This window comes from Mesorhizobium sp. B2-5-11, assembly GCF_006440835.1.
Lineage (GTDB): Bacteria > Pseudomonadota > Alphaproteobacteria > Rhizobiales > Rhizobiaceae > Mesorhizobium.
Genome location: NZ_VFUK01000001.1, coordinates 510921 through 532315, shown reverse-complemented (window position 1 = coordinate 532315; position 21395 = coordinate 510921). Strand labels below are relative to the sequence as shown.

Below are 21395 nucleotides of genomic sequence, written 5' to 3'. Positions count from 1 at the left end.
CCATGGTGGTCGGCGGCAATGCCAAGGCAACGCCACCGGCCCGTCAGGCTGTGCTTCTGCTGCTCGAACGGATTCCCGCCTCCCTACGCGGGTATCAACATGGCGATGCGATGCACGCCGACCTCGGCGCTCGTATTCGTCGCCTCGTCGGTCTTGCCCGTGGCGCAAGTGTATATGTCGCCTTCCTTGAGCTTGAACTCCTTGTCGGCCTTCTTGATCGTGAATTCGCCCGCAGTGATGGTGCATACCATGTCGTTGTCCATCACCATCGCCGGCGCATGTGTGCCGGGCTGAAACACGACATCGACGATTGAGATGCTTTTGTAGGCAGGAATGTCTGAGTTTCCCGTGCCTACCTCCACCACTCTGATGCCGGGCGCAATCTCCTTGCCCTCCTTCGGGCCGTATGTCCTCGTTTTTACCGACGCCGCCAGGGCGAACAAAGGCGTTACCGCTGCCGCTGACACGCCGAGAGCAATTGCAGTTCTGCGATTCATGCTTTCCTCCCAATGTGCAATCCCGCACGGAATATGCGTGATTTCTAATATTATTCCCTTTCCACGGTAATCGCCATCGCATGCCTCTGCTCGGTTGGCGGAAAAGCCGCTATTTTAGTCGATTTTTAATCTTTTTTCGCCGGACCACTGGACAAGGCGAATCACCTTTGATTCTTTAATGGCGATTCGGAAGTGCGGCGTTTACCGGATCATCAAGCATAGGCAAATCGGGGAGTGCCATTTATGGCGAAGGCGGACGCGTGGGGCGCGCCCGGAGGGATAGCTTTTGCGCGTCGCGAGACGCCGCGAGGCGACGGCCTTGCCGGGAATACGCGGCTCATCGCCGAACCGGCCTACAAGCGGCTTCTGGCGGCGGAGCCATTGCTGCGCCGATCGATACCGGCTCTCATCGTCATCTTCCTGATCGCGATCGCGGCGCTGCGCGTCCTGTCGCTGATGAACGAACGCGACGATATCGAGCGCAACGCCAAGGCGATCCTGATGCTGGCGTCCGGTCAACTGGCGAGTTCGCTGGCCACCACGTCCGACACCGCGCCGGGCGCCATCCAGGACCTGTTGGAAACGACCAGCCGCCAGGGCGCGATGAGCCGCGGCCACGTTCTTGTCATCACCGACAGCGCCTTCAAGATCACCGCGGTGACGCCGCGCTCGATGTCCTGGCAAGGCCGTTCGCTGGATAGCCTCGCCCAGGGCGGCCAGCCTCTGTTCATGTTCGGCGACCGCGCCGGAGTGATGGAGGTCGATATTGGCGGGCAGGACTGGTATGCAGCGGTCAGCCTGACGAACGGTCGCAAAGGCGCGGCAGCGGCGCTGGTGCCGCAGGACGCGGTTTTCGACGCCTGGCGCAAGACAGTCTCGCTGAATGTGACGCTGTTCGTACTGACGGCCGGCGTGCTGATCATCATCCTCTATGCCTATTTCGGCCAGGCGGCGCGCGCGCAGGCGGCCGACCGCATCTATCTCGAAGCGCATCAACGCATCGACATGGCGCTGGTACGCGGCCGCTGCGGCTTGTGGGACTGGGACATGGTGCGCGGCAAGATGTATTGGTCGCGCTCGATGTACGACATGCTGGGCTACGAGCCATGCGACACGATGCTGTCCTTCGGCGAGGTCGACGAGATCATCCATCCCAATGATGGCGACTTGTTCCAGCTCGCCAACAAGATCGTCGCGCGCGAGATCGATCATATCGATCAGGTGTTCCGGATGCGGCATGCCGACGGGCAGTGGGTATGGATGCGCGCAAGGGCGCAGGTCATGGATCCGGAAGCACCCGAAATCCAGTTGATCGGCATCGCCGTCGACGTCACCGAGCAGCGTCACCTGGCGCTTCGTTCCGAGGCAGCCGATTTGCGCCTGAGGACGGCGATCGAGAACATCAACGAGTCCTTCGTGCTGTGGGATGCCGCCGAGCGGCTGATCATGTGCAATTCCAAATACCAGAAGGACAATGGCCTTTCGGACCGTGACGTGATGCCAGGCGCCGTGCGCGCCACGCTGGAAGAGCGCATGCTCGCTTTCGCTTCCGATCGGCGGCTTGCCAACAGCAATGGACCGCAGGGCGGCGCGACGTTCGAACGGCAGCTGGCCGACGGCCGCTGGTTGCAGGTCAACGAACTCAGAACCCGCGACGGCGGCATTGTCTCGGTCGGATCCGACATCACCCAGATCAAGCTGCATCAAGAAAAGCTGGTCGACAGCGAGCGCCGGCTGATGGCGACCATACACGATCTCAGCCTCGCCCGCCGGGCCGAAGAGGAGCGCGCGCGCGAACTGGTCGAGCTCAACCGCAAATACATGAAGGAAACCGAGCGCGCCGAAGCGGCGAACCGGGCCAAGTCCGAATTCCTGGCCAACATGTCGCATGAACTGCGCACGCCCTTGAACGCCATCATCGGCTTCTCCGAGCTGATGGAACAGGGGCTGTTCGGCCCGCTGGGATCGGAGCGCTACGAGGAATACGCCACCGACATCAACAGCAGTGGCAAATATCTCCTGGGCGTCATCAACGACATTCTCGACATGTCGAAAATCGAGGCCGGCCAATTCTCGCTCGACCGCGAAGAGATCGATCTCGGCCCGCTGATCAGCGAGACGGTCAGGGTCGTCTCGCTGCAGGCCGCACAGAAGGCGATCACCGTGGAGACCCGCATCGCCGACGCGCTGACGCTGTTTGCCGACCGCCGAGCGATCAAGCAGATCGTCATAAACCTTTTGTCCAACGCAGTGAAATTCACCGGCCAAGGCGGCCACATATCGGTCAGGGCCCGCAATACCTCAGGGGCGCTGGTGCTGACGATCGAGGATAATGGCTGCGGCATCCCGAAGGAGGCGCTCGGCAAGCTCGGACGGCCCTTCGAACAGGTGCAGAACCAGTTCTCCAAGAGCCATGCCGGGTCCGGCCTCGGCCTAGCCATCTCGCGCTCTTTGGCCGAACTGCAAGGCGGTGCCCTGAAAATCCGCTCAACCGAAGGTGTCGGCACGATCGTGTCGGTGCGCATTCCGTTGAAGAAGGCGACGCCCGTGGTCAAGGTCGCGGCTTAAGCAACGGGCTCCGGCGATGTCGCCGAAGCCCGTGCCGGAAGGCGTTATTGCATGCTGCCGTCGTTGCCTTCGTCATCCCACTGACGGTGTAAGCCAAAGCGGCCGCCCTTTGGCAGTTCGCCCTTCTTGATCTTTCCGTCGTTGTTCTTGTCGAGCAGGGCAAAGAGCTTCTTGTCGCGACTGGCGATGTCGTCCGTCGTCAGCGTACCGTCGCCCTTGTTGTCGTAACGCGCGATGATGCGCCTGGCCATGTGCTCGAAGCGGGCCTTTTCCAGCGCTGCGGCGAGCTGCTCCACCGTGAGCTTGCCACCATTGTCGGCGACCAGCTTCTTCAACCGCGAATCCATGACGCTTGAGAACTGGTCGAAGCTGATGGTGCCGTCATTGTCCTTCATCGCCTTGTTGAGGCGCATCATCGTGCGCTCACGCATGTTTGCGCTGTTGATGTTCTCGGCATAGGCCGCAGTGCCGACGGCTCCTGCCAACGCGATGAAGGCGAACGCGAGCTTGGTTGTCTTTCTCATGGTCTTCTCCTGTTGCATCGTCACCCCCGATGCGATCCGCACGGCCGTTGATCACGGCCGCCCGGCACGAAGCAGAAGGTTGAAATCCTTCCTGACCTTCCGCGACGTCTCCTTGAGATGTGCTTCCAGCACACCGAAATCCGGCAAGTCGGTGACCGCCAGAAGCAGATCCGAAAGCCCCGGCGGCACATCGTCCCGCTCGAACTGGCCGGTGAGGCAAAGCCTGATCATCTGGGTCAGCGCCAGATAGAGGCGGTAGGCCTCGCCAAGCTCCTCCCTGATATCGGCGGCTGCGAATTGTGGCGCAAGGCGCGACAATACCTCCGCGGTTGCCGTGACCCTGCGGCCGGACTCGACATTGCCCGTGACGACGGCCACCTGGGCGATGAATTCGAGATCGATCAGGCCGCCGGCAATGAGTTTGATGTCCCAGAGGTCGCGCGGCGGCTTTTCCTTTTCGATCATGGCGCGCATGTCGGACGCTTCCGCTTTCACCTTTGCTGCGTCGCGCAATTGCCCGAGCACCGCCGCAACGTCGGCTTCGACCTCGGTACAGAGCCTGGCATCTCCGGCAATGGCGCGCGCCCGCGACAGCGCCATGTGCTCCCAGGTCCAGGCCTCCTGGCGCTGGTATTTCTTGAAGGCGTCGACGTGGGTGGCCACCGGCCCCTTGTTGCCGGACGGCCGCAGCCGCAGGTCGAGTTCATAGAGCACGCCTTCCGCGGTCGGCGCGGAAACGGCCGAGATGAGGCGCTGCGTCATCCTGGTGTAGTAATGCGAGGGCGCCAGCGGTTTTTCACCGTCGGATTCCTCGGCGTCCGCATCGTGATCGTAGAGCAGGATGAGGTCGACATCCGACCCCGCCGTCAATTCACGGCTGCCGAGCTTACCCATGCCGAGCAGCGAAACCACGCCGCCGGCGATTGTGCCATGGCGCGCCTCGAATTCGGCCATAACCGCGTGCAACGCGGCCTCAATGGTGAGGTCGGCCAGGTCAGAAAAGGCGCGGCCTGCGCGGGCCGGATCGATCGAGCCGGCGAGCAGCCGCACGCCGATCAGGAATTTCTGCTCGGAGGCAAAGATGCGCAAACGATCGAGAACGTCCTCATAGGCGCGGTCGCCTTCGAGGAAAGCGGTAAGCCGTGCCGATAGATAGCCACGATCCGGCAATTCGGTGAGAAGAGCGGGATCGAGCAGGCCATCGAACACATGTGGCCGGCGCGTGATGATCGCGGCCAGTCGTGGCGCGGCGCCCATGATCGTCGCCATAAGCTTCAGCAACGCCGGATTGGACTGGAGCAGCGAGAAGAGCTGGATGCCTGCAGGCAGGCCGGCGAGGAACTCGTCGAAACGGATCAACGCCTCATCGGCCCGACGCGTCTGGCCGAAAGCCTTGAGCAGCGCCGGCGTCAGTTCCGTCAGTCGCTCGCGCGCCTCAGCCGACTGGGTGACGCGGTAGCGACCGAAATGCCAGCCACGGATCACGCGGCAGATGTCGCTCGTTCGCTGGAAGCCGAGACCGTGCAATGTCTGCAGTGTATCGGGGTCGTCGACGTCGCCGGTGAAGACCAGATTGCCGATGCCTGCCGAAAGCTCCGGTGCGGTTTCGAACAGCGCCGCGTAGTGACGTTCGACCTGCTGCAGCGAGGCGCGGAAGCCCAGGGAAAAAGCAGCCGCATCGGCAAAGCCCAGCATGCGCGCGATTCGCTCCAGCCCTTCATCATTCTCCGGCAGGGTGTGCGTCTGCTCGTCGGCCACCATCTGGATGGCATGCTCGACCCGGCGCAGGAACCAATATTGCCGGGCCAGTGCGTCGCGTGCCTCGGCGGTGATCCAGCCGCGCGCGGCCAGTTGGCCGAGCATCGGCACGGTCTCGCGGCCTCGCAGTTCCGGGAAGCGGCCGCCGGCGATGAGCTGCTGCGTCTGGACGAAGAACTCGATCTCGCGGATGCCGCCGCGCCCGAGCTTGACGTTGTGGCCCTTGACCGCGATTTCGCCATGCCCCTTGTGGGCGTGGATCTGGCGTTTGATCGAGTGGACGTCGGCGATCGCGGCATAGTCCATGTATTTGCGCCAGATGTAAGGTTGGAGCTCCTTGAGGAAAGCGGTGCCGGCGTCCAGATCGCCGGCCACAGGACGCGCCTTGATCATGGCAGCGCGCTCCCAGTTCTGGCCGCGCGCCTCGTAGTAGCGCAGCGCCGCCTCGACCGGGATCGCCAGCGGGGTCGAACCGGGATCGGGACGCAGCCTGAGGTCGGTGCGGAAGACATAGCCATGTTCGGTGCGGTCCTGCAGGATGCGCACCAGACGGCGCGTCAGCCGCGAAAACAGCTCCGTCGCATCGAGCGGATCGACGACGGCCGACGCTTCCGGGTCGAAGAAGACCACGAGGTCGATATCGGAGGAAAAATTGAGCTCATGCGCGCCAAGCTTGCCCATGCCGAGCAGGATCCAGCCCGACCGGTTCGAGGGATTGGCGGGATCCGGCAACTTCAGCTTGCCCTGGCCATGCGCGTCGCGCAGCAGAAAATCGACGGCGGCGCGCGTGCACGCATCGGCAAGGTCGCTCAACCGCCGCACCGTAAGCGAGGTCTCGGCCTCGGCGGCCAGATCGGCCAGCGCGATCAGGAAATGCGCATCGGCCTTCCATTGCCGCAGTTCCATCATCAATCTGGATTCGGAGATCGTCTCGGAGAACGATGCCCGGTCGATCGCCACGATGATCGCCTTCAGCCGGGCCTCGACCGGCTGGTCGAAAAGCCCATCCAATATCTGCGGCCGGCGACGCGCCATGTCACGCAGGAACGGCGACAGGTCGAAGACAGCGGCTAGGAAGTCCTGCGCCTCACCCGTTCCAGCCAGGAATTTCGCCAGCCGTGTCAATCCTTCTTCGCGTGCCAAGGTGGCGATCTCGGCCAGCTCCTGCCGGGCCCGACTGTCGTCCAGAGGAGCAAGCCTTGCCGCGGGCTTCAACAGCCAGTCCTTCGCCGTCCGCTTTGCAGCCGCCGTCATCAATGATCCTCCCGCGCGGGAAAACTCATGACCACGGATAATCCGGGATTACTAGGCAACAGATCAAGCCGGCCATAGTGGAATGTCATGACCGCCTTTGCGAGGCTGAGGCCAAGCCCGGAACCTGGCTGGGAACGGCTCTTCTCGAGCCGCACGAACCGTTCCGTCGCCCGGGCGCGATCGGCATCGTCCGGAATGCCCTGGCCGTTGTCGGCGACGACAAGCCTGATTTCGCCATGCGTGCGTTCGAGCGTCACGCGGACAGTCGGCTTGGAGGTGGAATCGGTCGAGTACTTGATCGCATTGTCGACGATGTTGGACAGCGCCTGGCCGATCAGCTCGCGGTTGCCGTCGACAAGGAATGCGCCATCGACCGCGGCTTCGAGCGAAACGCCAGCCTCTTCCGCCACCGGCTCGTAGAGTTCGACCACATCGCGCACGGCTGCGGCCAGATCGACGCGACTGGTGCTTTCGGAGGAATAACCCGCCTCCAGCCGGGAGATCATCAGGATGGCGTTGAAGGTCTTAATGAGCTGGTCGGACTCGGCGATGGTGCCTTCCAGCGCCTGGCGGTAGTCCGACGTCTTGTGCTTGCCCGAAAGCGTCGCCTCGGCGCGGTTGCGCAGCCGGGTCAGCGGCGTCTTCAGATCATGCGCGATGTTGTCGGAAACCTGCTTCAGCCCCTCGTTGAGCATGGCGATCCTAGCCAGCATGGCATTGAGGTTCTCGGAAAGCCGGTCGAATTCGTCACCGGCGCCGGTCACCGGCAGCCGGCCCGAAAGATCGCCGCCCATGATGCGGCGGCTGGCTTCCGAAACGCCATCGATGCGCTTCAGCGCGGCGCGGCCGACGAAAAACCAGATCAACAGCCCGCCCAGCCCCATCATGCCGAGCGCCAGCATCAGGGAGCGGCGGATGACGGCGCGGAACCGCTCAGGTTCGCCCAGATCGCGGCCGACCAGCATGATCATCTGGTTCGGCAGGCGCAGCACCAGGGCGATCGCATTGTGGCCCTTCTCGCCTTCGGATCGGACCGCCGTATCGCCGGCCTGCGGCGTGGCCTGATCGGAAGGTGTGCTGCGCTGCCGGTCGAGTTCGCCTTCGCCGAAACGACGGTAGGAGAACGGCTCGGTCGTCCAGCCTTCGGTTTCGATGACCCCCGGCTCCAGGCTCTGGACATTGCCGGTCAGGATCTGGCCGTTGGCGTCGGCGATCAAATAGAGATTGGCGCCGGGCTGGCGCGAGCGCTGCTCCACCACGCGCACCAGGACCGGCAGGCCGCCGCGCTGGTAGGCGCGGGCAAGGCCGAGCACCTCGTCGTTGATGGTCTCCTGCGTCTGCGCGGTCAGCATGCGCGCCGAAAGCGAGGTCATGTAGAGGACAAGCAGTACGGCGCAGAGCGCGAAGAGCAAGAGATAGAGCGCCGAGAGCCGCGCAGCCGTCGTCTTCATGATGGCAGGCACGGAAAGGGCCATGCCGCCGCCTAACCGGCCCTAAGCATGTAACCGGCGCCGCGAATCGTATGCAGGATGGGCTTGTCGAAGCCTTTTTCGATCTTGCCGCGCAGTCGCGAGACATGGACGTCGATGACGTTGGTCTGCGGATCGAAATGATAATCCCAGACATTTTCGAGCAGCATGGTGCGCGTCACCACCTGACCGGCATGGCGCATCAGATATTCAAGCAGGCGGAACTCGCGTGGCTGCAGCGTGATCTCGCGTCCGGCGCGCCTGACCGAATGCGAAAGCCGGTCAAGTTCGAGATCGCCGACGCGGTAGACGGTTTCGGCTTCCTTGGCGCTGGCCCGGCGGTTCAGCACCTCGACGCGGGCGAGCAGCTCGGAAAAGGCATAGGGCTTGGTCAGATAATCGTCGCCGCCGGCGCGTAGGCCGGTGACCCGATCGTCGACCTCGCCCAGCGCCGACAGGATCAGTACCGGCGTGGCGTTCCCCCTGGAGCGCAGGCCGGCGATGACCGAAAGGCCGTCGCGGCGCGGCATCATCCGGTCGATGACCATCACGTCGTAGTCGCCGGCATCGGCGAGCGCGAAGCCGGTCTCGCCGTCACCCGCGACATGCGCGGTGTGCCCGGCCTCGGTAAAGGCTTTCTGCAGATAATCCGCAGCCTCGCGATCGTCTTCTATGACGAGAATCTTCATAGGACCGTTATACGCGATTTCGCTGGAAGATTGAGTAGCCGGCATCTGCATTTTAGCCTTCGCCAAAGCGCATCGCGATCAAGATGATCCAGGCCGCGCGCTATAAAGTCTTGGTTCTCTGGTGTTACTGTCCCAGCATGCTGCCGGCATGCCGTTGCCACCAAAGCGCTCCGCTTGTTCGCTCAGCCTGAGCGCATGGCCCGCGGGGTGAGTGCGGCAGCGGGCGATGGGAAGCCCGCTGCCGCCGGAGGGGAGCACGATGACTGACTAACGTGCTCGGCTCCATACTTCCCGTGCGGCGGCTCGGGGGTGTTTGAAACCGCCGCACTGGAAAAGTCGTTGTCAGCCCTTGGCGACGGGCAGCGCCACGAAGCGGTTGTTGTCGTCGCGGGTAATCTGCATCAGGACGGCCTTGCGCCCGGATTTCACCGCTTCGTCCATGGCCTTGGTGACGTCGTCGGTGCCGTTGACTTCCATCGAATTGACCGCGGTGATGATGTCGCCCGGCTGGATGCCACGGTCGGCGGCATCGCTGTCGGGATCGACATCGGTCACCACCAAACCCTTGCCGTTCTCGGATTTGGTGACGGTCAGACCGAGATCGGCGAGCGTATCGGCCTTAGCCGGAGCCGCAGGCTTGTCGTCGGCCGAGGCCTGCTTGTCGCTTGAAGGCAGCTTGCCGAGCTCCACCTTGACGCTCTGGCTCTTGCCGTCGCGCCAGACCGTGACGTCAACCGACTTGCCCGGCGAATAGGCGCCAATCAGGCGGGCGAGCTCCTTCGGCGAAGCAACATCCTTGCCGTCGACCTGGGTGATCACGTCACCGGCGGTGATGCCGCTCTTCTTGCCGGGGCCGTCGTCCTGTGCGCTGGATACCAGTGCGCCGTTGTTGGACTTCAGGCCGAGCGATTCGGCGATGTCTGATGTGACCGGCTGGATCTCGACGCCGAGCCAGCCGCGCTGCACGGCACCGCTCTTCATCAGATCCTCGACGACCTGCTTGGCGGTCGAGGCAGGAATGTCGAAGGCGATGCCGACGCTGCCGCCGGAAGGCGAGAAGATAGCGGTGTTGATGCCGACCACCTGACCGCTGAGGTTGAAGGTCGGGCCGCCAGAATTGCCGCGGTTGACCGAGGCGTCGATCTGGATGAAATCATCATAGGGACCGGCGCCGATGTCACGGCCCCGCGCCGAGACAATGCCGGCGGTGACGGTGCCGCCGAGACCGAAGGGGTTGCCGACGGCCACGACCCAATCGCCGACCCGAACCTTGGAGTCGTCGGCGAAGTCGACATAGGTAAATTTGCCGCCACCCTCGACCTTGAGCACCGCGAGGTCGGTGCGCGGGTCGGTACCGACCAGCTTGGCGTCGAGTTCCTTGCCATCATTGGTCACCACGGTGAAGGCGGTGCCCTCTTCGACGACATGGTTGTTGGTGACGAGATAGCCATCCTCGGAGATGAAGAAGCCCGACCCTTGAGCCACCGGGCGCGGCTCGCCATTACCGCGGTCACGATGCCCGAACCGGCGGTGGCCATCGTCGTTCTGGCCGCCCTGATCGCCAAAGCCGCGGAATTCCTTGAAAAAGCGGCGCAGCTGCGGATTGTTGGGCAAATTGTCGAAACCGTCCTGGTCGTCGGAGCCGTCATCGGCGGTGGGCTGGACCTTGGCCTTGACCTTGACGCTGACAACGGCGGGCGAAACGCGCTCGACGACATCGGCGAAGCTGGGGACCTGCGGCGCCTCGACGCGCACGGCATCGGCCAGAACGGGGCTGGTCCCGCTGGTCAATGCGCCAACGCCGATCGCGCCGGCAACGGCGACGGAAGCGACGGCAGCCAGGAGACGCTTGCGGGTGCGGGAATATGAATTGGGGGCAATATTCATGGGGTCTCGTATCCTCTTTTTCGAAGGGACGCGCCTTGTCGGCATCCTGAGGAAGAGAATTAGAGCGGCGTACATTACGACGCCATTTCCGACGCATGAAACTTTGGTAATGTTGGCGAACGATCGCCGCCTGCACTCAATCGCGGCGCAGGATCGCCTCCAGTGCCGCCCGCTCGTCGGCGGAGAGGGATTTTGTCGCCAGTGTCCGGCGCGATCTCGCGCTGAGCACGACGAACAGGCCACCGGCCAAAAGCAGGATCACCGGCGTGCCCCAAAGCAGAGCGTTGCGCAGGTCGAAGCGCGGCTTCAGCAGCACGAACTCGCCGTAGCGCGAAACCACATAGTCCATCACCTGCTTGTCGGTATCGCCAGCGACCAGGCGCTGGCGCACCAGAACGCGCAGGTCACGGGCAAGATCGGCATCGGATTCGTCGATCGACTGGTTCTGGCAGACCATGCAGCGCAGCCCTTCCGACAGCGCTCGCGCTCTCGCTTCCAGCGTCGGATCGGCAAGCATCTCGTCGGGCTTCACCGCCAGCGCCGTGCCGGCAAAGGACAGCGCCAGCACCATCACGAGCGACGCGATGGACAACTTCGCCTTCATGGCAGGCCCGCGGGGCTCATGGCGCCGGCCTGCTTGCGGCGGCGCGAGGGTGCGCCGACGCGCAGGCGCCTGTCCATCAGCGACATGGCCGCACCAACCATCATGACCAGGCCGCCGCCCCAGATCAGCGTCACCAGCGGTTTCCACCACAGGCGCACCACGACCGATCCGTCATTGCCCTCGTCGCCGAGCGAAATATAAAGCTGCGAAAGGCCCATCGTCCTGATGCCTGATTCCGTCGTCGTCGTCTGGCGTACCGGATAGAAGCGCTTGGCCGAGCTGATTTCGCCAACCGGACTGCCGCCGACACCGATCAGTTGGAAGCGACCGCGATCCTCGCTGTAATTCGGTCCCTGCGCCGGATGGAGCCCGACGAAACGCAGAGTGTGGCCGGACAATTCGACGGTTTGCCCGGCATGCATCGACAGGATCTTCTCGGTGCCGAAGCAAAGCGTGCCGACGATGCCAAGCGTGGTCAGGCCAAGACCGAGGTGGGCAAGCGCTGTGCCGAAGACCGAGCGCGGCAGGCCGAGCAGGCGCCTGACCATGACCCTCGCAGCCACATTGCCGAACCCCGCCTTGACAGCGAGGTCGGTGAGAGCGCCGAGGATCAGCCAGACGGCAAGACCCACGCCAAGGGCTGCGAATACCGAAGCGCCGTTGATGAACAGGGCGGTGACCAGCGTTGCCAGAAGCGCCGCCGCGAAAGCTGCCATCAGGCGCTGCGCGACGGCGAAGACGTCGCCGCGCTTCCAGGCCAGCAGCGGCCCGAACGGAACCATGGCCAGCAACGGCACCATGAGCGGTCCGAAGGTGAGGTCGAAGAACGGTGCGCCGACCGAAATCTTGTCGGCCGAAAGGGCCTCGACGGCCAACGGATAGAGCGTACCGACGAGTACGGTGGCGGTGGCCGTGGTCAGGAACAAATTATTCAGCACCAGCGCGCCTTCGCGCGAAACCGGATGAAAGAGGCCGCCGGCCGTCAGCCTCGAGGCACGCAGTGCAAACAGCGTCAATGATCCACCGATGAACAACGTCAGTATGCACAGGATGAAGATGCCGCGCGTCGGATCGGTGGCGAAGGCATGCACCGAGGTCAGGACGCCCGAACGCACCAGGAAGGTGCCGAGCAACGACAGTGAAAAGGTCAGGATGGCGAGCAGCAGCGTCCAGATCTTCAGTGCCGAACGCTTTTCCATGACGATGGCCGAATGGAGCAGCGCGGTGCCCGCCAGCCACGGCATGAAGGAGGCGTTCTCGACCGGATCCCAGAACCAGAAGCCGCCCCAGCCGAGCTCGTAATAAGCCCAGTACGAGCCCATGGCGATGCCGCCGGTCAGGAACATCCAGGCCACCAGGGTCCACGGCCGTACCCATCGCGCCCAGGACGCATCGATGCGTCCGTCGATGAGCGCGGCTACCGAGAACGAGAAACAGATCGAAAAGCCGACATAGCCGAGATAGAGCAGTGGCGGGTGCACTGCGAGGCCGAGATCCTGCAAAATGGGATTGAGATCGCGCCCTTCGATGGGCGCCGGCGAAAGCCTGGCGAAGGGATTGGACGTTGCCAGGATAAACAGGAAGAATGTCGCGCCGATCGCACCCTGCACGGCAAGCACGTTGGCGCGTAGCGTCGCCGGCAGGTTGGAGCCGAAGGCGGCGACCAGCGCACCGAAGAAGGTCAGGATCAACACCCAGAGCAGCATCGAGCCTTCGTGATTGCCCCAGGTTCCAGTGATCTTATAGATCATCGGCTGCAGCGAATGGGAATTTTCCCAGACGCTGGCGACCGAGAAATCGGAGCTCGCATAGGCGCTGACCAGTGCGGCGAAGGACAGCGCCGTCAGGGCAAAGCCGGTGATCGCGACGGGAGCGCCGACCGCCATCAGGCGCTGATTGTTGGTGCGGGCGCCAAACAGCGGCACCACCGTCTGCACCAGCGCCAGCGCGAAGGCCAGGACCAGCGCGAAATGTCCGGTCTCAACCATGATCGCCAACCCGGCTATATCGAGCCTGCCTATTCACTCTTGCTCTCCTGCCAAACGCCCTTGGCCTTCAGCCCATCGGCCACTTCCTTGGGCATGTAGCGCTCGTCGTGCTTGGCCAGAACGCTGTCGGCCACAAAGACGCCATCCGGGCCGAACGTGCCTTCGGTGATGACCCCCTGCTCCTCGCGAAATAGGTCAGGCAGGATGCCTGTATAGGTGACCTTGACCGATTTATGGGTGTCGGTCACAGAAAACGCCACTGTCGCCCCCTGCCCGCGCTGGATCGTGCCTTTTTCCACCAGGCCGCCCAGCCTGATGCGCTGGCCCGGCTGCACCGTCGCCGTGGCCAGATCGGCGGGCATGTAGAAATAGGACGCCTTCTGGCCGAGCGCATAGAATGTCAGGCCGGTGGCGGCGCCGAGGAAGGCCAGGCCGCCCGCGATCACCGACAATCGTTTCTGTTTGCGTGTCATTGTCCGGTCCAGCCCTATTGCGTCGCCGTCAGGCCGAGCGAAGCGGCAAAAGCGGTGAATTTCCTGGCTTCGTCACTGTCGGCTCCAAAGACGGCAATAGCTCGGCTCAACGCCTCGCGCGCCTGGTCGGCCTTGCCCAGCACGATGTATGAACGAACGAGCCGCATCCATCCTTCCGGGTCGCGCGGATTCTGCCGCAGCTTCTCGTCGAGCCCGGCGACCATGGTGTTGATCATGGCTTCCCTGTCCTGCGGCGACATCGATGAAGCGGCATCGATATCGCCCGCGGTCGGTCCGTTTGCCGGCTCGCTCGAAGCGACGCCTGCATTGCCGGCGCCGGAACTACCGGACTTGGCCAGCGCCTGCTCGATCGCGCCGCGCCATGGCGAATCCTTCGGCAGCGTGCCCAGCATCGCCTGCCAGGCCGCGGCCGCCTCCTTGCTGCGGCCCTCCTGCGCCAAGGCCATAGCCAGGTAGAAGCCGGCCTTGGCATTGGCCGGGTCAAGTTTCAGGGCCGCCTCGAAGGCCTCCTGGGCATCCGCCGAAACGATGCCGCCGGCCGCGCTGGCGATCGCCTCGCCGAGACCGGCCCGGCGAACAGCGCTGTCGCCGTCGAGGCGAATGGCGTTGCGATAGGCGGCGACCGCGTCGGAAAAGCGCTGCATGCGCAGATAGACCGGCGCCAGCACGTCCCATCCCCTGCCGTCGGACGGATTGGCGGCAAGATGGGCTTCGGCGCGAGCCACAAGTTCGTCGACCGAGCTGTCGGCCGGATTCTTGGCCAGGCGCTCGCTGAGCGGCTGCGAGGGCAGATCGGGCGAGCCTATGTTGATGTAGAGGCCCCAACTGACCAGCGGCACCGCCAGCACGGCCGCGGTGGCGACAAGCCGCGTCGCGACGCATGTACGTCCGACGGATGCGCTGCCGGCCTGGTCCGCATTGTCGAGGCGAAGGATGCGCCGGGCGATCTCGGCGCGCGCCTCATCGGCTTCGGCAGGCTTGATCAGGCCACGGGCGGCATCGCGGTCGAGTTCGGACAGTTGGTCGCGATAAACTTCCAGATCGTGCTCGCCGCTCGAAGACGCGCTCCTGGCGCCACCGGCCAGCGGCAGCAGCACCGCCAGGCTGGCGCCCAGCGTTAGGATTGCGGCTATGACCCAGAACAGCATGGTTCTTCCAATAACGGCAGAGCCTTGCCCTGCCAACACAAGCATACTGCGACGCTTTGACGGCGGGCGCGCCGCATACCTTCATCGACATCAACCGGCCGGGTCCGAAATGGACCGGCTAGCCTGTCAGGTGAGCGGCGTCCAACTGCCATCGGCGTTGCGGCAAGCCGTTCCACGCGCCGTGACGCCTGCCCCGCCGGTAAAGACGGTCTGCGTGTACTGGCGGCAGTCCTGTGAGCCGACGCGGTAGGGCTGAGCCGGAACCACTTCGCCATAGCGGGACGCCTGGGTGCCCTTCCACGTCACCTTCTGGCCGCTCGTGGTGTATTCGAGCGCCTTGTATTCAGCCTCCAGCGCGCTGCGCTTCTCGGCTTCGCTAAGGCCGCTGCCGACCGACCCGCCGATGAGGCCGCCGCCCATCGCCGAAATGATCGTCGTGGCGACTTTGCCGCTGCTGGGTGGCGTGGAGGCCGGCGTCGCAGCGATGGTGGGAGCCTTGCCGCCCAAGGTGGTGCAGCCGGAAACGGCCATCAATGCGGAAACAAGCGCGACGCGAATCTTCATGCCAACAACCGGTTTTCTTGAGCTGGAGCCTGTCATGGATGAGCCGGGGGCCGCGTCATCGGAGAAGTCGGCGAGCCTATAATGTTGATATTTGTCGGAAATTTGGCCGTTGGGCCGGCTACGGAGCCAATCGGTGCGCCGCCATAACATGCCCAGTCCGTCAATGTCGATCGGCCGGGGAAAGGCATCACTGAAGGCTCCGCAATCGCACTACCGCCTTCAATCCGCCCATGCCGGACCGTTCGAGCAGCAGTATGCCTCCATACTCGTTGACGAGGTCGGCGACAATGGCCAAGCCGAGACCCGTGCCCGGCTTGGTCTCGTCCAGGCGTCGTCCGCGTTTCAACGCTTCGCGCGCTTTTTCCTCGGGTATGCCCGGTCCGTCGTCTTCGATGGCGATCTCGAACATGTTGTCGTCCTTGTCGCCCACGGGAACGACGGAAACCGAAACCGCGCTCTTCGCCCATTTCATCGCGTTTTCGAGCAGATTGCCGAGCAACTCCTCGAGGTCCTCGCGCTCGCCGGCAAAGACGATCTCGATCGGCGGCAGCGACAACGACAGGTTGGTCTGCGGATTGAGCTTCTGCAAGACCCTGACCATGCGCTGCACCAACGGCGCTATCGGCGTGCGGTAGACGACGCTGTCGCGCTGCGCCGCGACGCGGGCGCGCTGGAGATAGTGATCGACCTGCTTCTGCATGGAAGCGGCCTGTTCGGCGATCAGTTGCCCCTTGGCGCCACCAAGCGCCCGCCCCTCGTTGAGCAGCACCGCCAGCGGCGTCTTCAGGGAATGGGCGAGATTGCCGACCTGAGTCCGCGAGCGCTCGACGATACGCCGGTTGTTCTCGATCAAGGCATTGGTTTCGTTGGCAAGCGGTTCAATCTCGGCTGGAAACTGGCCGTCAAGTCTTTGCGCGGTGCCTTCGCGCACCATGGCGAGCGCGTCCCTGACCCTTCGCAGCGGTTGCAGGCCGAGCAGGATGGCGATGGCGTTGATGGCGATCATGCCGACGCCGAACAGGGAAAGGTAGGTCAGGAGGCGGCGCTGGAAGGTGGCGATCTCCTGTTCCAGTTCGGTCTTGTTGCCCATGACGCGAAAGCGGGCGGCGCGGTTCTTGGCATCGAGAACGAATTCGCTCTCGAACACGACCAACTCCTCGCCATCGATGCCTTGCGCCGCGTAGCTGCGCTGGAAATTGGCGTTGAAGGGAACGTCCGCCACATCGGGCGACGGGATCGTCCTGGTCATCGACGATGAGTGGAGATTGCCGTGCACGCCTTCCGAAGCGGGTTCGACGGACCAGTACCAGCCCGAATTCGGTTCCGAGAAGCGGAGGTCGCCGAGATCCGGAGCGCCGGTGAGCGCGCCGGTATCGGAAATGCCGATGGAGCCGATCAGGTTGAACAGATGCGCAGAAAGTAGGCTGTCGAAACCGCGCTCGCTGGCCTGGCGGTACAGCGTGGTAATGAGGGTGAAAATGACGATGAGGGTCAGGATCGCCCAGACCGTGGAAAAGGCGATGACGCGGAACGTCAGCGAGCGCGGCCACAAGCGCAGCGAGAGCCGCTTGCTCACGGTTGGGTTGGTAGGGAGCGGTTCCGCCTTACGCCTCCGGCTCACGCATGCGATAACCCATGCCGCGCACGGTTTCGATCATGTCGATGCCCATTTTCTTGCGGAGCCGTCCGACAAACACCTCGATCGTGTTGGAATCGCGGTCGAAATCCTGGTCGTAGAGATGCTCTACCAGTTCGGTCCGCGAGACGACCTCGCCCATGTGATGCATCAGGTAGGCAAGCAGGCGGAACTCATGCGATGTCAGCTTCAACGGCACGCCGGCGACATCGGCCTTCGAGGCCTTGGTGTCGAGGCGTAGCGGCCCGCAGGTCAGTTCGGATGAGGCGTGGCCGGCGGCGCGGCGGATCAGCGCCCTGACCCGCGCCAGGACCTCCTCGATGTGGAACGGCTTGGTGACATAGTCGTCCGCGCCGGCGTCGATGCCGGAGACCTTGTCGCTCCAGCGGTCGCGGGCGGTCAGGATCAGCACCGGCATCTTGCGGCCGCCGCGCCGCCAGCGCTCGACCACGCTGATGCCGTCCATCTGCGGCAGGCCGATGTCGAGCACGACCGCGTCGTAGGGCTCGGTGTCACCGAGAAAATGGCCCTCCTCGCCGTCATATGCCCGGTCGACGACATAGCCGGCGTCGACCAGCGCATCCGATATCTGCCGGTTGAGATCCTTGTCATCCTCGACGACCAGTACGCGCATGCGAAGACCACTGCCTGTTGACCGATTGCTTCAGCTATAGGCCGATTCCGCCGGCCTGGGAAACGACGGGGGGTCAGTTCTGCGGGACGACGATCTCGGAGCGGCGCGGACGCTGCCCGTTCTTGCCCGGAACGAGCACGACGATGACGCAGACCGGCTGCCCGCCTCGCGTCGACTGCGAGGCCTTGGCAAGCGTCCCGCCATTCTGCTCGGCCACCTGCTGGCCGATCGCGTAGCAGTCGGCCGCCGCCACGACAATCGATTCATCCTGCGCGGCTGCCGGCGCAACGCTTGCCGGCACCGCAAGCAGCCCCGCGCAGAGCGCCAGGGTCGCGGTTCGGAAATGGGAGCGAAGCGTTCTCATGGCCAGCGTTGTAACGCATCGGCGCTGAACGTGAAATGAACGGTGATCGCCGCTGAAACCATGCTCGCCACCCCTGCAATGCGAGACAAACAAATTGAGATTTCACCGCCCAACCCGATGAAACCCATGAAGTTCCAGTCTAGACTCCGTTTCGTTCATATTGAAAGCGCGCGTCAGGCGTTTTCCTGGGTCAGCGCCCGAAAACGCAGCAGGCCGTGATGGACAAGCAGTTCCTCGTCATACCGCGCCTCGCTGAATTCGAGCGACAGGCGTGTCTGGCCGCGAGCGCCGACCTCCAGCACCGCGTCGGCAAGGCGCGCCTCGATGGCATCCATGATGGCCCGCGTTTCGGCTTCGCCATGGGCCTTCGACCAGACATGCAGCGTAATAAGTTGATCGTCGCGGTTCTCGGCCCCGGTGTCCCAGTCAAAGGCGCAGGTCTGGCCGCATGTCACATAGGGAAAGGCGACGTTGTCGGTTGGTTGTTCGCGCAGTCCGGCGCCGCCCAGCAGAGCCGACAGGGACGGATCGCTTTTTAGCCTCAGAAACAGTGCCTGTTGCAAATCGCCGGGCGCCGTCATCGTTTCTCCCTCACCCGGTGCGCTATCGACCCTGCTCGCCAGAAGCTCTTCCGCACTCCAGACGCTTTGCCATATATAGCCATTTACCGAACGAACACGATTGCCGATTCGTTGTCACGATGATGAATGTCGGTGATCTCGAAAATACGACTTCCCGACAATCTCGTCAGCGACGATGAATAGCGGGTATCCTTTGCGCACCGCAAGCATCAGCAACACCCGGCAGCGCAGCATTTCCTAATTTCAGGAGCTGACCATGCTCGATCCAGAAAAGGCCAGGGCCGCGTCGCGCCTCCTGGTAGGCCATTGGGACAAGGGCACCCGCCTCGACGCCATACCCGAGGAATTGCGGCCGAAGACGCGGGCCGAAGGCTACGCCATCCAGTCGCACGTCATGGATCGCTCAGTGGCTCCGCTCTTCGGCTGGAAGATCGCGGCAACCAGCCTGGCCGGCCAGCGGCATATCAACGTCGACGGCCCGATGGCCGGGCGCCTCCTCGCCGAGAAGGCGGTCGAGGTCGGTGGCTCCGTTTCCCTGGCGACAAGCAAGATGCGTGTCGCCGAGATCGAATTCGCCTTCCGGTTCGGCCGTCAGTTGCCGCCTCGCCCGGCGCCTTATGAAATCGGTGATGTAGTGGACGCCGTGGCGAGTTTGCATCCGGCGATCGAAATACCGGACTCCCGCTATGACGATTTCTGCGCTGTCGGCGCGCCGCAGCTCATCGCCGACAATGCCTGCGCCAATCTGTTCGTCATCGGCGAGGCGGCGGAAGACGATTGGCGTGACGTAGATTTCGCGAAGCACCCGGTGGCCGCTTCTGTCTCTGGAAGGTCGCAGCATATCGGATCAGGAGCAGCCGTGTTGGGCGATCCGCGTGTTGCGCTGACCTGGATCGTCAACGAATTGTCGGGGCTGGGCATAACGCTCCAGCCGGGGCAAGTGGTGATAACCGGCACCTGCGTGACGCCGATAAATGTCGAGGCCGGCGACGAAGTCATCGGCGATTTGGGCAGGTTCGGCCGGGTCTCGGTGCGCTTCTGCTAGCAGTTTTACCCCTGTGACAATCCCCTGAGGCAGACAGGCCCCCGGTCATTGTCCTCCACGCAGCCGCACCACAACGCTGCGCACTGCAAGCACCAGCACGGTGATGACGATCAGGATCACTGAAAGGGCCGCGATCGCCGGGTCGATATTGTCGCGCAGACCCATCCACATCAACCTGGGCAGCGTGATGGCGTTGACCGAGGTGATGAACAGCGTGACGCCGATTTCCTCCCAGGAGAGCACGAAGGACAGCAGTGCCGCGGTGACGATGCCGAATTTGATGTTGGGCATGATGATGCGCGTGGCGCGCTCCCAGACGGCGGCGCCAAGGCCACGCGCTGCGAGGTCGATACGGCGGTCAAGCTGGCTGAGGGAGACCAGGATCAGCACCGTGGCGAAGGGCACCGTCATCACCGAATGCGCCATGGCCACACCCAGCCAGGTGTCGTAGCCGAAAAAGGAACTGACGCCGGAGATCGAGGTGAGCAGGAAATAGAGCGTCACCGCCGAGACCACCGGCGGCACCACCATCGGCAACAGCACGAAGCCGACCAGAGCCGCGGTGAAGCGCGGCTGGAACATCCACACGCCAAGGCTGAAGCACAGTGCCAGCACCGTCGAGATGACACTGCTGACGATGCCGATCCTGATCGAGAGCAGGATGGACTGAAGCCAGCGCGGATCCTCGACCAGCGAGCGGTAGTGGCGCAGCGACAACTCGCCCGTTGGCATCGCCAGCATCCGGCTGGGCGTCAGCGAGACCGGGATCACGGCCAGCAGCGGCAGGAGCAGGAACAGCGCCACCATGACGGCGAGGGCAAGCGAGACGGGACCGGGGCGATAGGTCGGCATAGGCTACACCAATTGCTTCGGTCTGACGTAGCGGAAGAGCAGCGCCATCAGGATGCCGACGAACAACACCAGCACCACGCTGATGGCAGCACCCAGCCCCCAGTCCGGGCTCTGGAAGATGCGGAGATAGATCAATTCGGCGATCATGACGCTGCGGCCACCGCCAAGGATCGCCGGCGTGACGAAGAAGCCGAGCGAGAAGACGAAGACGATCAGCGCGGAGCCGATGATGCCGGAGCGCGTCATCGGCACGAACACCGTCCAGAAGGTGCGCATGCGGCTGGAACCCAGCCCGCGCGCGGCGAGCAGCACACGCTCGTCGAGGCTGCGCATGGAAGACGCCAGCGGAAAGACGGCGAAAGGAATGAGGAAGTGCGTCATGCCGACGATGACGCCGAATTCGTTGCGCACCAGCGTCAGCGGTTCGCTAATGAAGCCGATCGACTGCAGCCAGGTGTTGATCAGGCCGCGGTTGGAGAGAAGCGCCACCCAGCCGAAGGCGCGCGTCAGCACCGATATCCAGAACGGCACCAGGATGCAGAATTCGGCCAGCACCCGCTGCGCCGGGCTGCCGCGCACCCAGACCACGGTGATGGCGTAGGCAGCGGCAACCGATACAACGGTGACGATCGCCGCGATGCGCAGCGTGCGGACGAACACCGACTGTACCAGCGGGTCGGTTATCAGCGCGCCGTACTGGCCAAGCCCCGGCGTCGGCAGCGTGAAGCTCCACTTCACCACGCCGAGGAACGGCCAGGCATAGGCGAGGCCAAGGAACAGGAGCAGCGGCGCCATCAACAGCGCCGCGCCCATCCTATCCGAGAGAACGCCTCTCATGT

General features: G+C 63.7%; 19 protein-coding genes. 2 read left to right on the top strand and 17 right to left on the bottom strand.

Annotated elements, in window-relative coordinates; all coding sequences use genetic code 11:
- Positions 1-83 precede the first annotated feature (83 nt).
- Entirely contained in the window at positions 84-497 is a 414-nt protein-coding gene (locus FJ490_RS02670; RefSeq protein WP_140728172.1) for a hypothetical protein, read from the bottom strand.
- A gap of 243 nt (positions 498-740) precedes the next feature.
- Between FJ490_RS02670 and FJ490_RS02665 the strand changes: the two genes are divergently transcribed.
- Entirely contained in the window at positions 741-3065 is a 2325-nt protein-coding gene (locus FJ490_RS02665; RefSeq protein ID WP_140728171.1) for a PAS domain-containing sensor histidine kinase, read from the top strand.
- 44 nt (positions 3066-3109) lie between these two features.
- Here the strand turns inward: FJ490_RS02665 and FJ490_RS02660 are convergent, their stop codons facing one another.
- The 14 genes from FJ490_RS02660 to FJ490_RS02595 all read right to left on the bottom strand — a co-directional run bounded on the left by FJ490_RS02660 (position 3110) and on the right by FJ490_RS02595 (position 18659).
- Positions 3110-3589 carry a DUF4179 domain-containing protein gene (locus FJ490_RS02660; RefSeq protein ID WP_140728170.1) on the bottom strand — a complete coding sequence of 160 codons (480 nt, stop codon included), beginning with the start codon at positions 3587-3589 and terminating at the stop codon, positions 3110-3112.
- A gap of 51 nt (positions 3590-3640) precedes the next feature.
- On the bottom strand, positions 3641-6601 hold the full coding sequence (locus FJ490_RS02655) for a bifunctional [glutamine synthetase] adenylyltransferase/[glutamine synthetase]-adenylyl-L-tyrosine phosphorylase (RefSeq protein ID WP_140728169.1): 2961 nt from the start codon (positions 6599-6601) through the stop codon (positions 3641-3643).
- Positions 6601-8076 carry a HAMP domain-containing sensor histidine kinase gene (locus FJ490_RS02650; protein WP_140728168.1) on the bottom strand — a complete coding sequence of 492 codons (1476 nt, stop codon included), beginning with the start codon at positions 8074-8076 and terminating at the stop codon, positions 6601-6603. The genes FJ490_RS02655 and FJ490_RS02650 overlap by 1 nt, the downstream gene beginning before the upstream one ends.
- 8 nt (positions 8077-8084) lie before the next feature.
- The gene (locus FJ490_RS02645; RefSeq protein WP_181165141.1) at positions 8085-8759 is read right to left on the bottom strand and encodes a response regulator transcription factor; all 675 of its coding nucleotides are present in this window, start codon (positions 8757-8759) and stop codon (positions 8085-8087) included.
- Between the two features lie 342 nt (positions 8760-9101).
- The gene (locus FJ490_RS02640) at positions 9102-10646 is read right to left on the bottom strand and encodes a Do family serine endopeptidase (RefSeq protein WP_140494686.1); all 1545 of its coding nucleotides are present in this window, start codon (positions 10644-10646) and stop codon (positions 9102-9104) included.
- Between the two features lie 136 nt (positions 10647-10782).
- Entirely contained in the window at positions 10783-11250 is a 468-nt protein-coding gene (locus FJ490_RS02635) for a cytochrome c-type biogenesis protein (RefSeq protein WP_140494688.1), read from the bottom strand.
- Positions 11247-13238, bottom strand: coding sequence for a heme lyase CcmF/NrfE family subunit (locus FJ490_RS02630; protein ID WP_140494690.1), 1992 nt, complete (start codon positions 13236-13238; stop codon positions 11247-11249). Before FJ490_RS02630 ends, FJ490_RS02635 begins: the two co-directional genes overlap by 4 nt.
- Positions 13239-13267: 29 nt before the next feature.
- The gene (gene ccmE, locus FJ490_RS02625; protein ID WP_140494692.1) at positions 13268-13711 is read right to left on the bottom strand and encodes a cytochrome c maturation protein CcmE; all 444 of its coding nucleotides are present in this window, start codon (positions 13709-13711) and stop codon (positions 13268-13270) included.
- Positions 13712-13725: 14 nt separating this feature from the next.
- Complete coding sequence (ccmI, locus tag FJ490_RS02620; protein WP_140728167.1) at positions 13726-14880, bottom strand: c-type cytochrome biogenesis protein CcmI; 1155 nt, start codon at positions 14878-14880, stop codon at positions 13726-13728.
- Positions 14881-15006: 126 nt separating this feature from the next.
- Entirely contained in the window at positions 15007-15444 is a 438-nt protein-coding gene (locus tag FJ490_RS02615) for a hypothetical protein (RefSeq protein WP_140520719.1), read from the bottom strand.
- A gap of 187 nt (positions 15445-15631) precedes the next feature.
- Complete coding sequence (locus FJ490_RS02610; protein WP_281405698.1) at positions 15632-17020, bottom strand: ATP-binding protein; 1389 nt, start codon at positions 17018-17020, stop codon at positions 15632-15634.
- Between the two features lie 28 nt (positions 17021-17048).
- A complete protein-coding gene (locus FJ490_RS02605) occupies positions 17049-17714 on the bottom strand; it encodes a response regulator transcription factor (RefSeq protein ID WP_140494700.1) in 666 nt (221 codons plus the stop codon).
- A 73-nt stretch (positions 17715-17787) separates the two neighbouring features.
- Positions 17788-18078, bottom strand: a complete 291-nt coding sequence (locus tag FJ490_RS02600) for a hypothetical protein (protein WP_140494702.1) — start codon at positions 18076-18078, stop codon at positions 17788-17790.
- 173 nt (positions 18079-18251) lie between these two features.
- A complete protein-coding gene (locus tag FJ490_RS02595; protein WP_140494704.1) occupies positions 18252-18659 on the bottom strand; it encodes a DUF3168 domain-containing protein in 408 nt (135 codons plus the stop codon).
- 256 nt (positions 18660-18915) lie between these two features.
- On the opposite strand from FJ490_RS02595, the gene FJ490_RS02590 reads away from it, so the two are divergent.
- Positions 18916-19704, top strand: a complete 789-nt coding sequence (locus FJ490_RS02590; protein ID WP_140520722.1) for a fumarylacetoacetate hydrolase family protein — start codon at positions 18916-18918, stop codon at positions 19702-19704.
- 45 nt (positions 19705-19749) lie between these two features.
- Here FJ490_RS02590 and FJ490_RS02585 read toward each other — a convergent pair whose 3' ends face one another.
- Positions 19750-20556, bottom strand: a complete 807-nt coding sequence (locus FJ490_RS02585; RefSeq protein WP_140559436.1) for an ABC transporter permease — start codon at positions 20554-20556, stop codon at positions 19750-19752.
- 3 nt (positions 20557-20559) lie between these two features.
- The gene (locus FJ490_RS02580) at positions 20560-21393 is read right to left on the bottom strand and encodes an ABC transporter permease (RefSeq protein ID WP_140559435.1); all 834 of its coding nucleotides are present in this window, start codon (positions 21391-21393) and stop codon (positions 20560-20562) included.
- Positions 21394-21395: the final 2 nt, after the last annotated feature.

What these genes read in the sequence shown, in the direction of transcription:
- FJ490_RS02670 (WP_140728172.1), bottom strand. Translation starts at nt 497, where the DNA reads ATGAATCGCAGAACTGCAATTGCTCTCGGCGTGTCAGCGGCAGCGGTA.
- FJ490_RS02665 (WP_140728171.1), top strand. Translation starts at nt 741, where the DNA reads ATGGCGAAGGCGGACGCGTGGGGCGCGCCCGGAGGGATAGCTTTTGCG.
- FJ490_RS02660 (WP_140728170.1), bottom strand. Translation starts at nt 3,589, where the DNA reads ATGAGAAAGACAACCAAGCTCGCGTTCGCCTTCATCGCGTTGGCAGGA.
- FJ490_RS02655 (WP_140728169.1), bottom strand. Translation starts at nt 6,601, where the DNA reads ATGACGGCGGCTGCAAAGCGGACGGCGAAGGACTGGCTGTTGAAGCCC.
- FJ490_RS02650 (WP_140728168.1), bottom strand. Translation starts at nt 8,076, where the DNA reads ATGGCCCTTTCCGTGCCTGCCATCATGAAGACGACGGCTGCGCGGCTC.
- FJ490_RS02645 (WP_181165141.1), bottom strand. Translation starts at nt 8,759, where the DNA reads ATGAAGATTCTCGTCATAGAAGACGATCGCGAGGCTGCGGATTATCTG.
- FJ490_RS02640 (WP_140494686.1), bottom strand. Translation starts at nt 10,646, where the DNA reads ATGAATATTGCCCCCAATTCATATTCCCGCACCCGCAAGCGTCTCCTG.
- FJ490_RS02635 (WP_140494688.1), bottom strand. Translation starts at nt 11,250, where the DNA reads ATGAAGGCGAAGTTGTCCATCGCGTCGCTCGTGATGGTGCTGGCGCTG.
- FJ490_RS02630 (WP_140494690.1), bottom strand. Translation starts at nt 13,238, where the DNA reads ATGGTTGAGACCGGACATTTCGCGCTGGTCCTGGCCTTCGCGCTGGCG.
- ccmE (WP_140494692.1), bottom strand. Translation starts at nt 13,711, where the DNA reads ATGACACGCAAACAGAAACGATTGTCGGTGATCGCGGGCGGCCTGGCC.
- ccmI (WP_140728167.1), bottom strand. Translation starts at nt 14,880, where the DNA reads ATGCTGTTCTGGGTCATAGCCGCAATCCTAACGCTGGGCGCCAGCCTG.
- FJ490_RS02615 (WP_140520719.1), bottom strand. Translation starts at nt 15,444, where the DNA reads ATGAAGATTCGCGTCGCGCTTGTTTCCGCATTGATGGCCGTTTCCGGC.
- FJ490_RS02605 (WP_140494700.1), bottom strand. Translation starts at nt 17,714, where the DNA reads ATGCGCGTACTGGTCGTCGAGGATGACAAGGATCTCAACCGGCAGATA.
- FJ490_RS02600 (WP_140494702.1), bottom strand. Translation starts at nt 18,078, where the DNA reads ATGAGAACGCTTCGCTCCCATTTCCGAACCGCGACCCTGGCGCTCTGC.
- FJ490_RS02595 (WP_140494704.1), bottom strand. Translation starts at nt 18,659, where the DNA reads ATGACGGCGCCCGGCGATTTGCAACAGGCACTGTTTCTGAGGCTAAAA.
- FJ490_RS02590 (WP_140520722.1), top strand. Translation starts at nt 18,916, where the DNA reads ATGCTCGATCCAGAAAAGGCCAGGGCCGCGTCGCGCCTCCTGGTAGGC.
- FJ490_RS02585 (WP_140559436.1), bottom strand. Translation starts at nt 20,556, where the DNA reads ATGCCGACCTATCGCCCCGGTCCCGTCTCGCTTGCCCTCGCCGTCATG.
- FJ490_RS02580 (WP_140559435.1), bottom strand. Translation starts at nt 21,393, where the DNA reads ATGAGAGGCGTTCTCTCGGATAGGATGGGCGCGGCGCTGTTGATGGCG.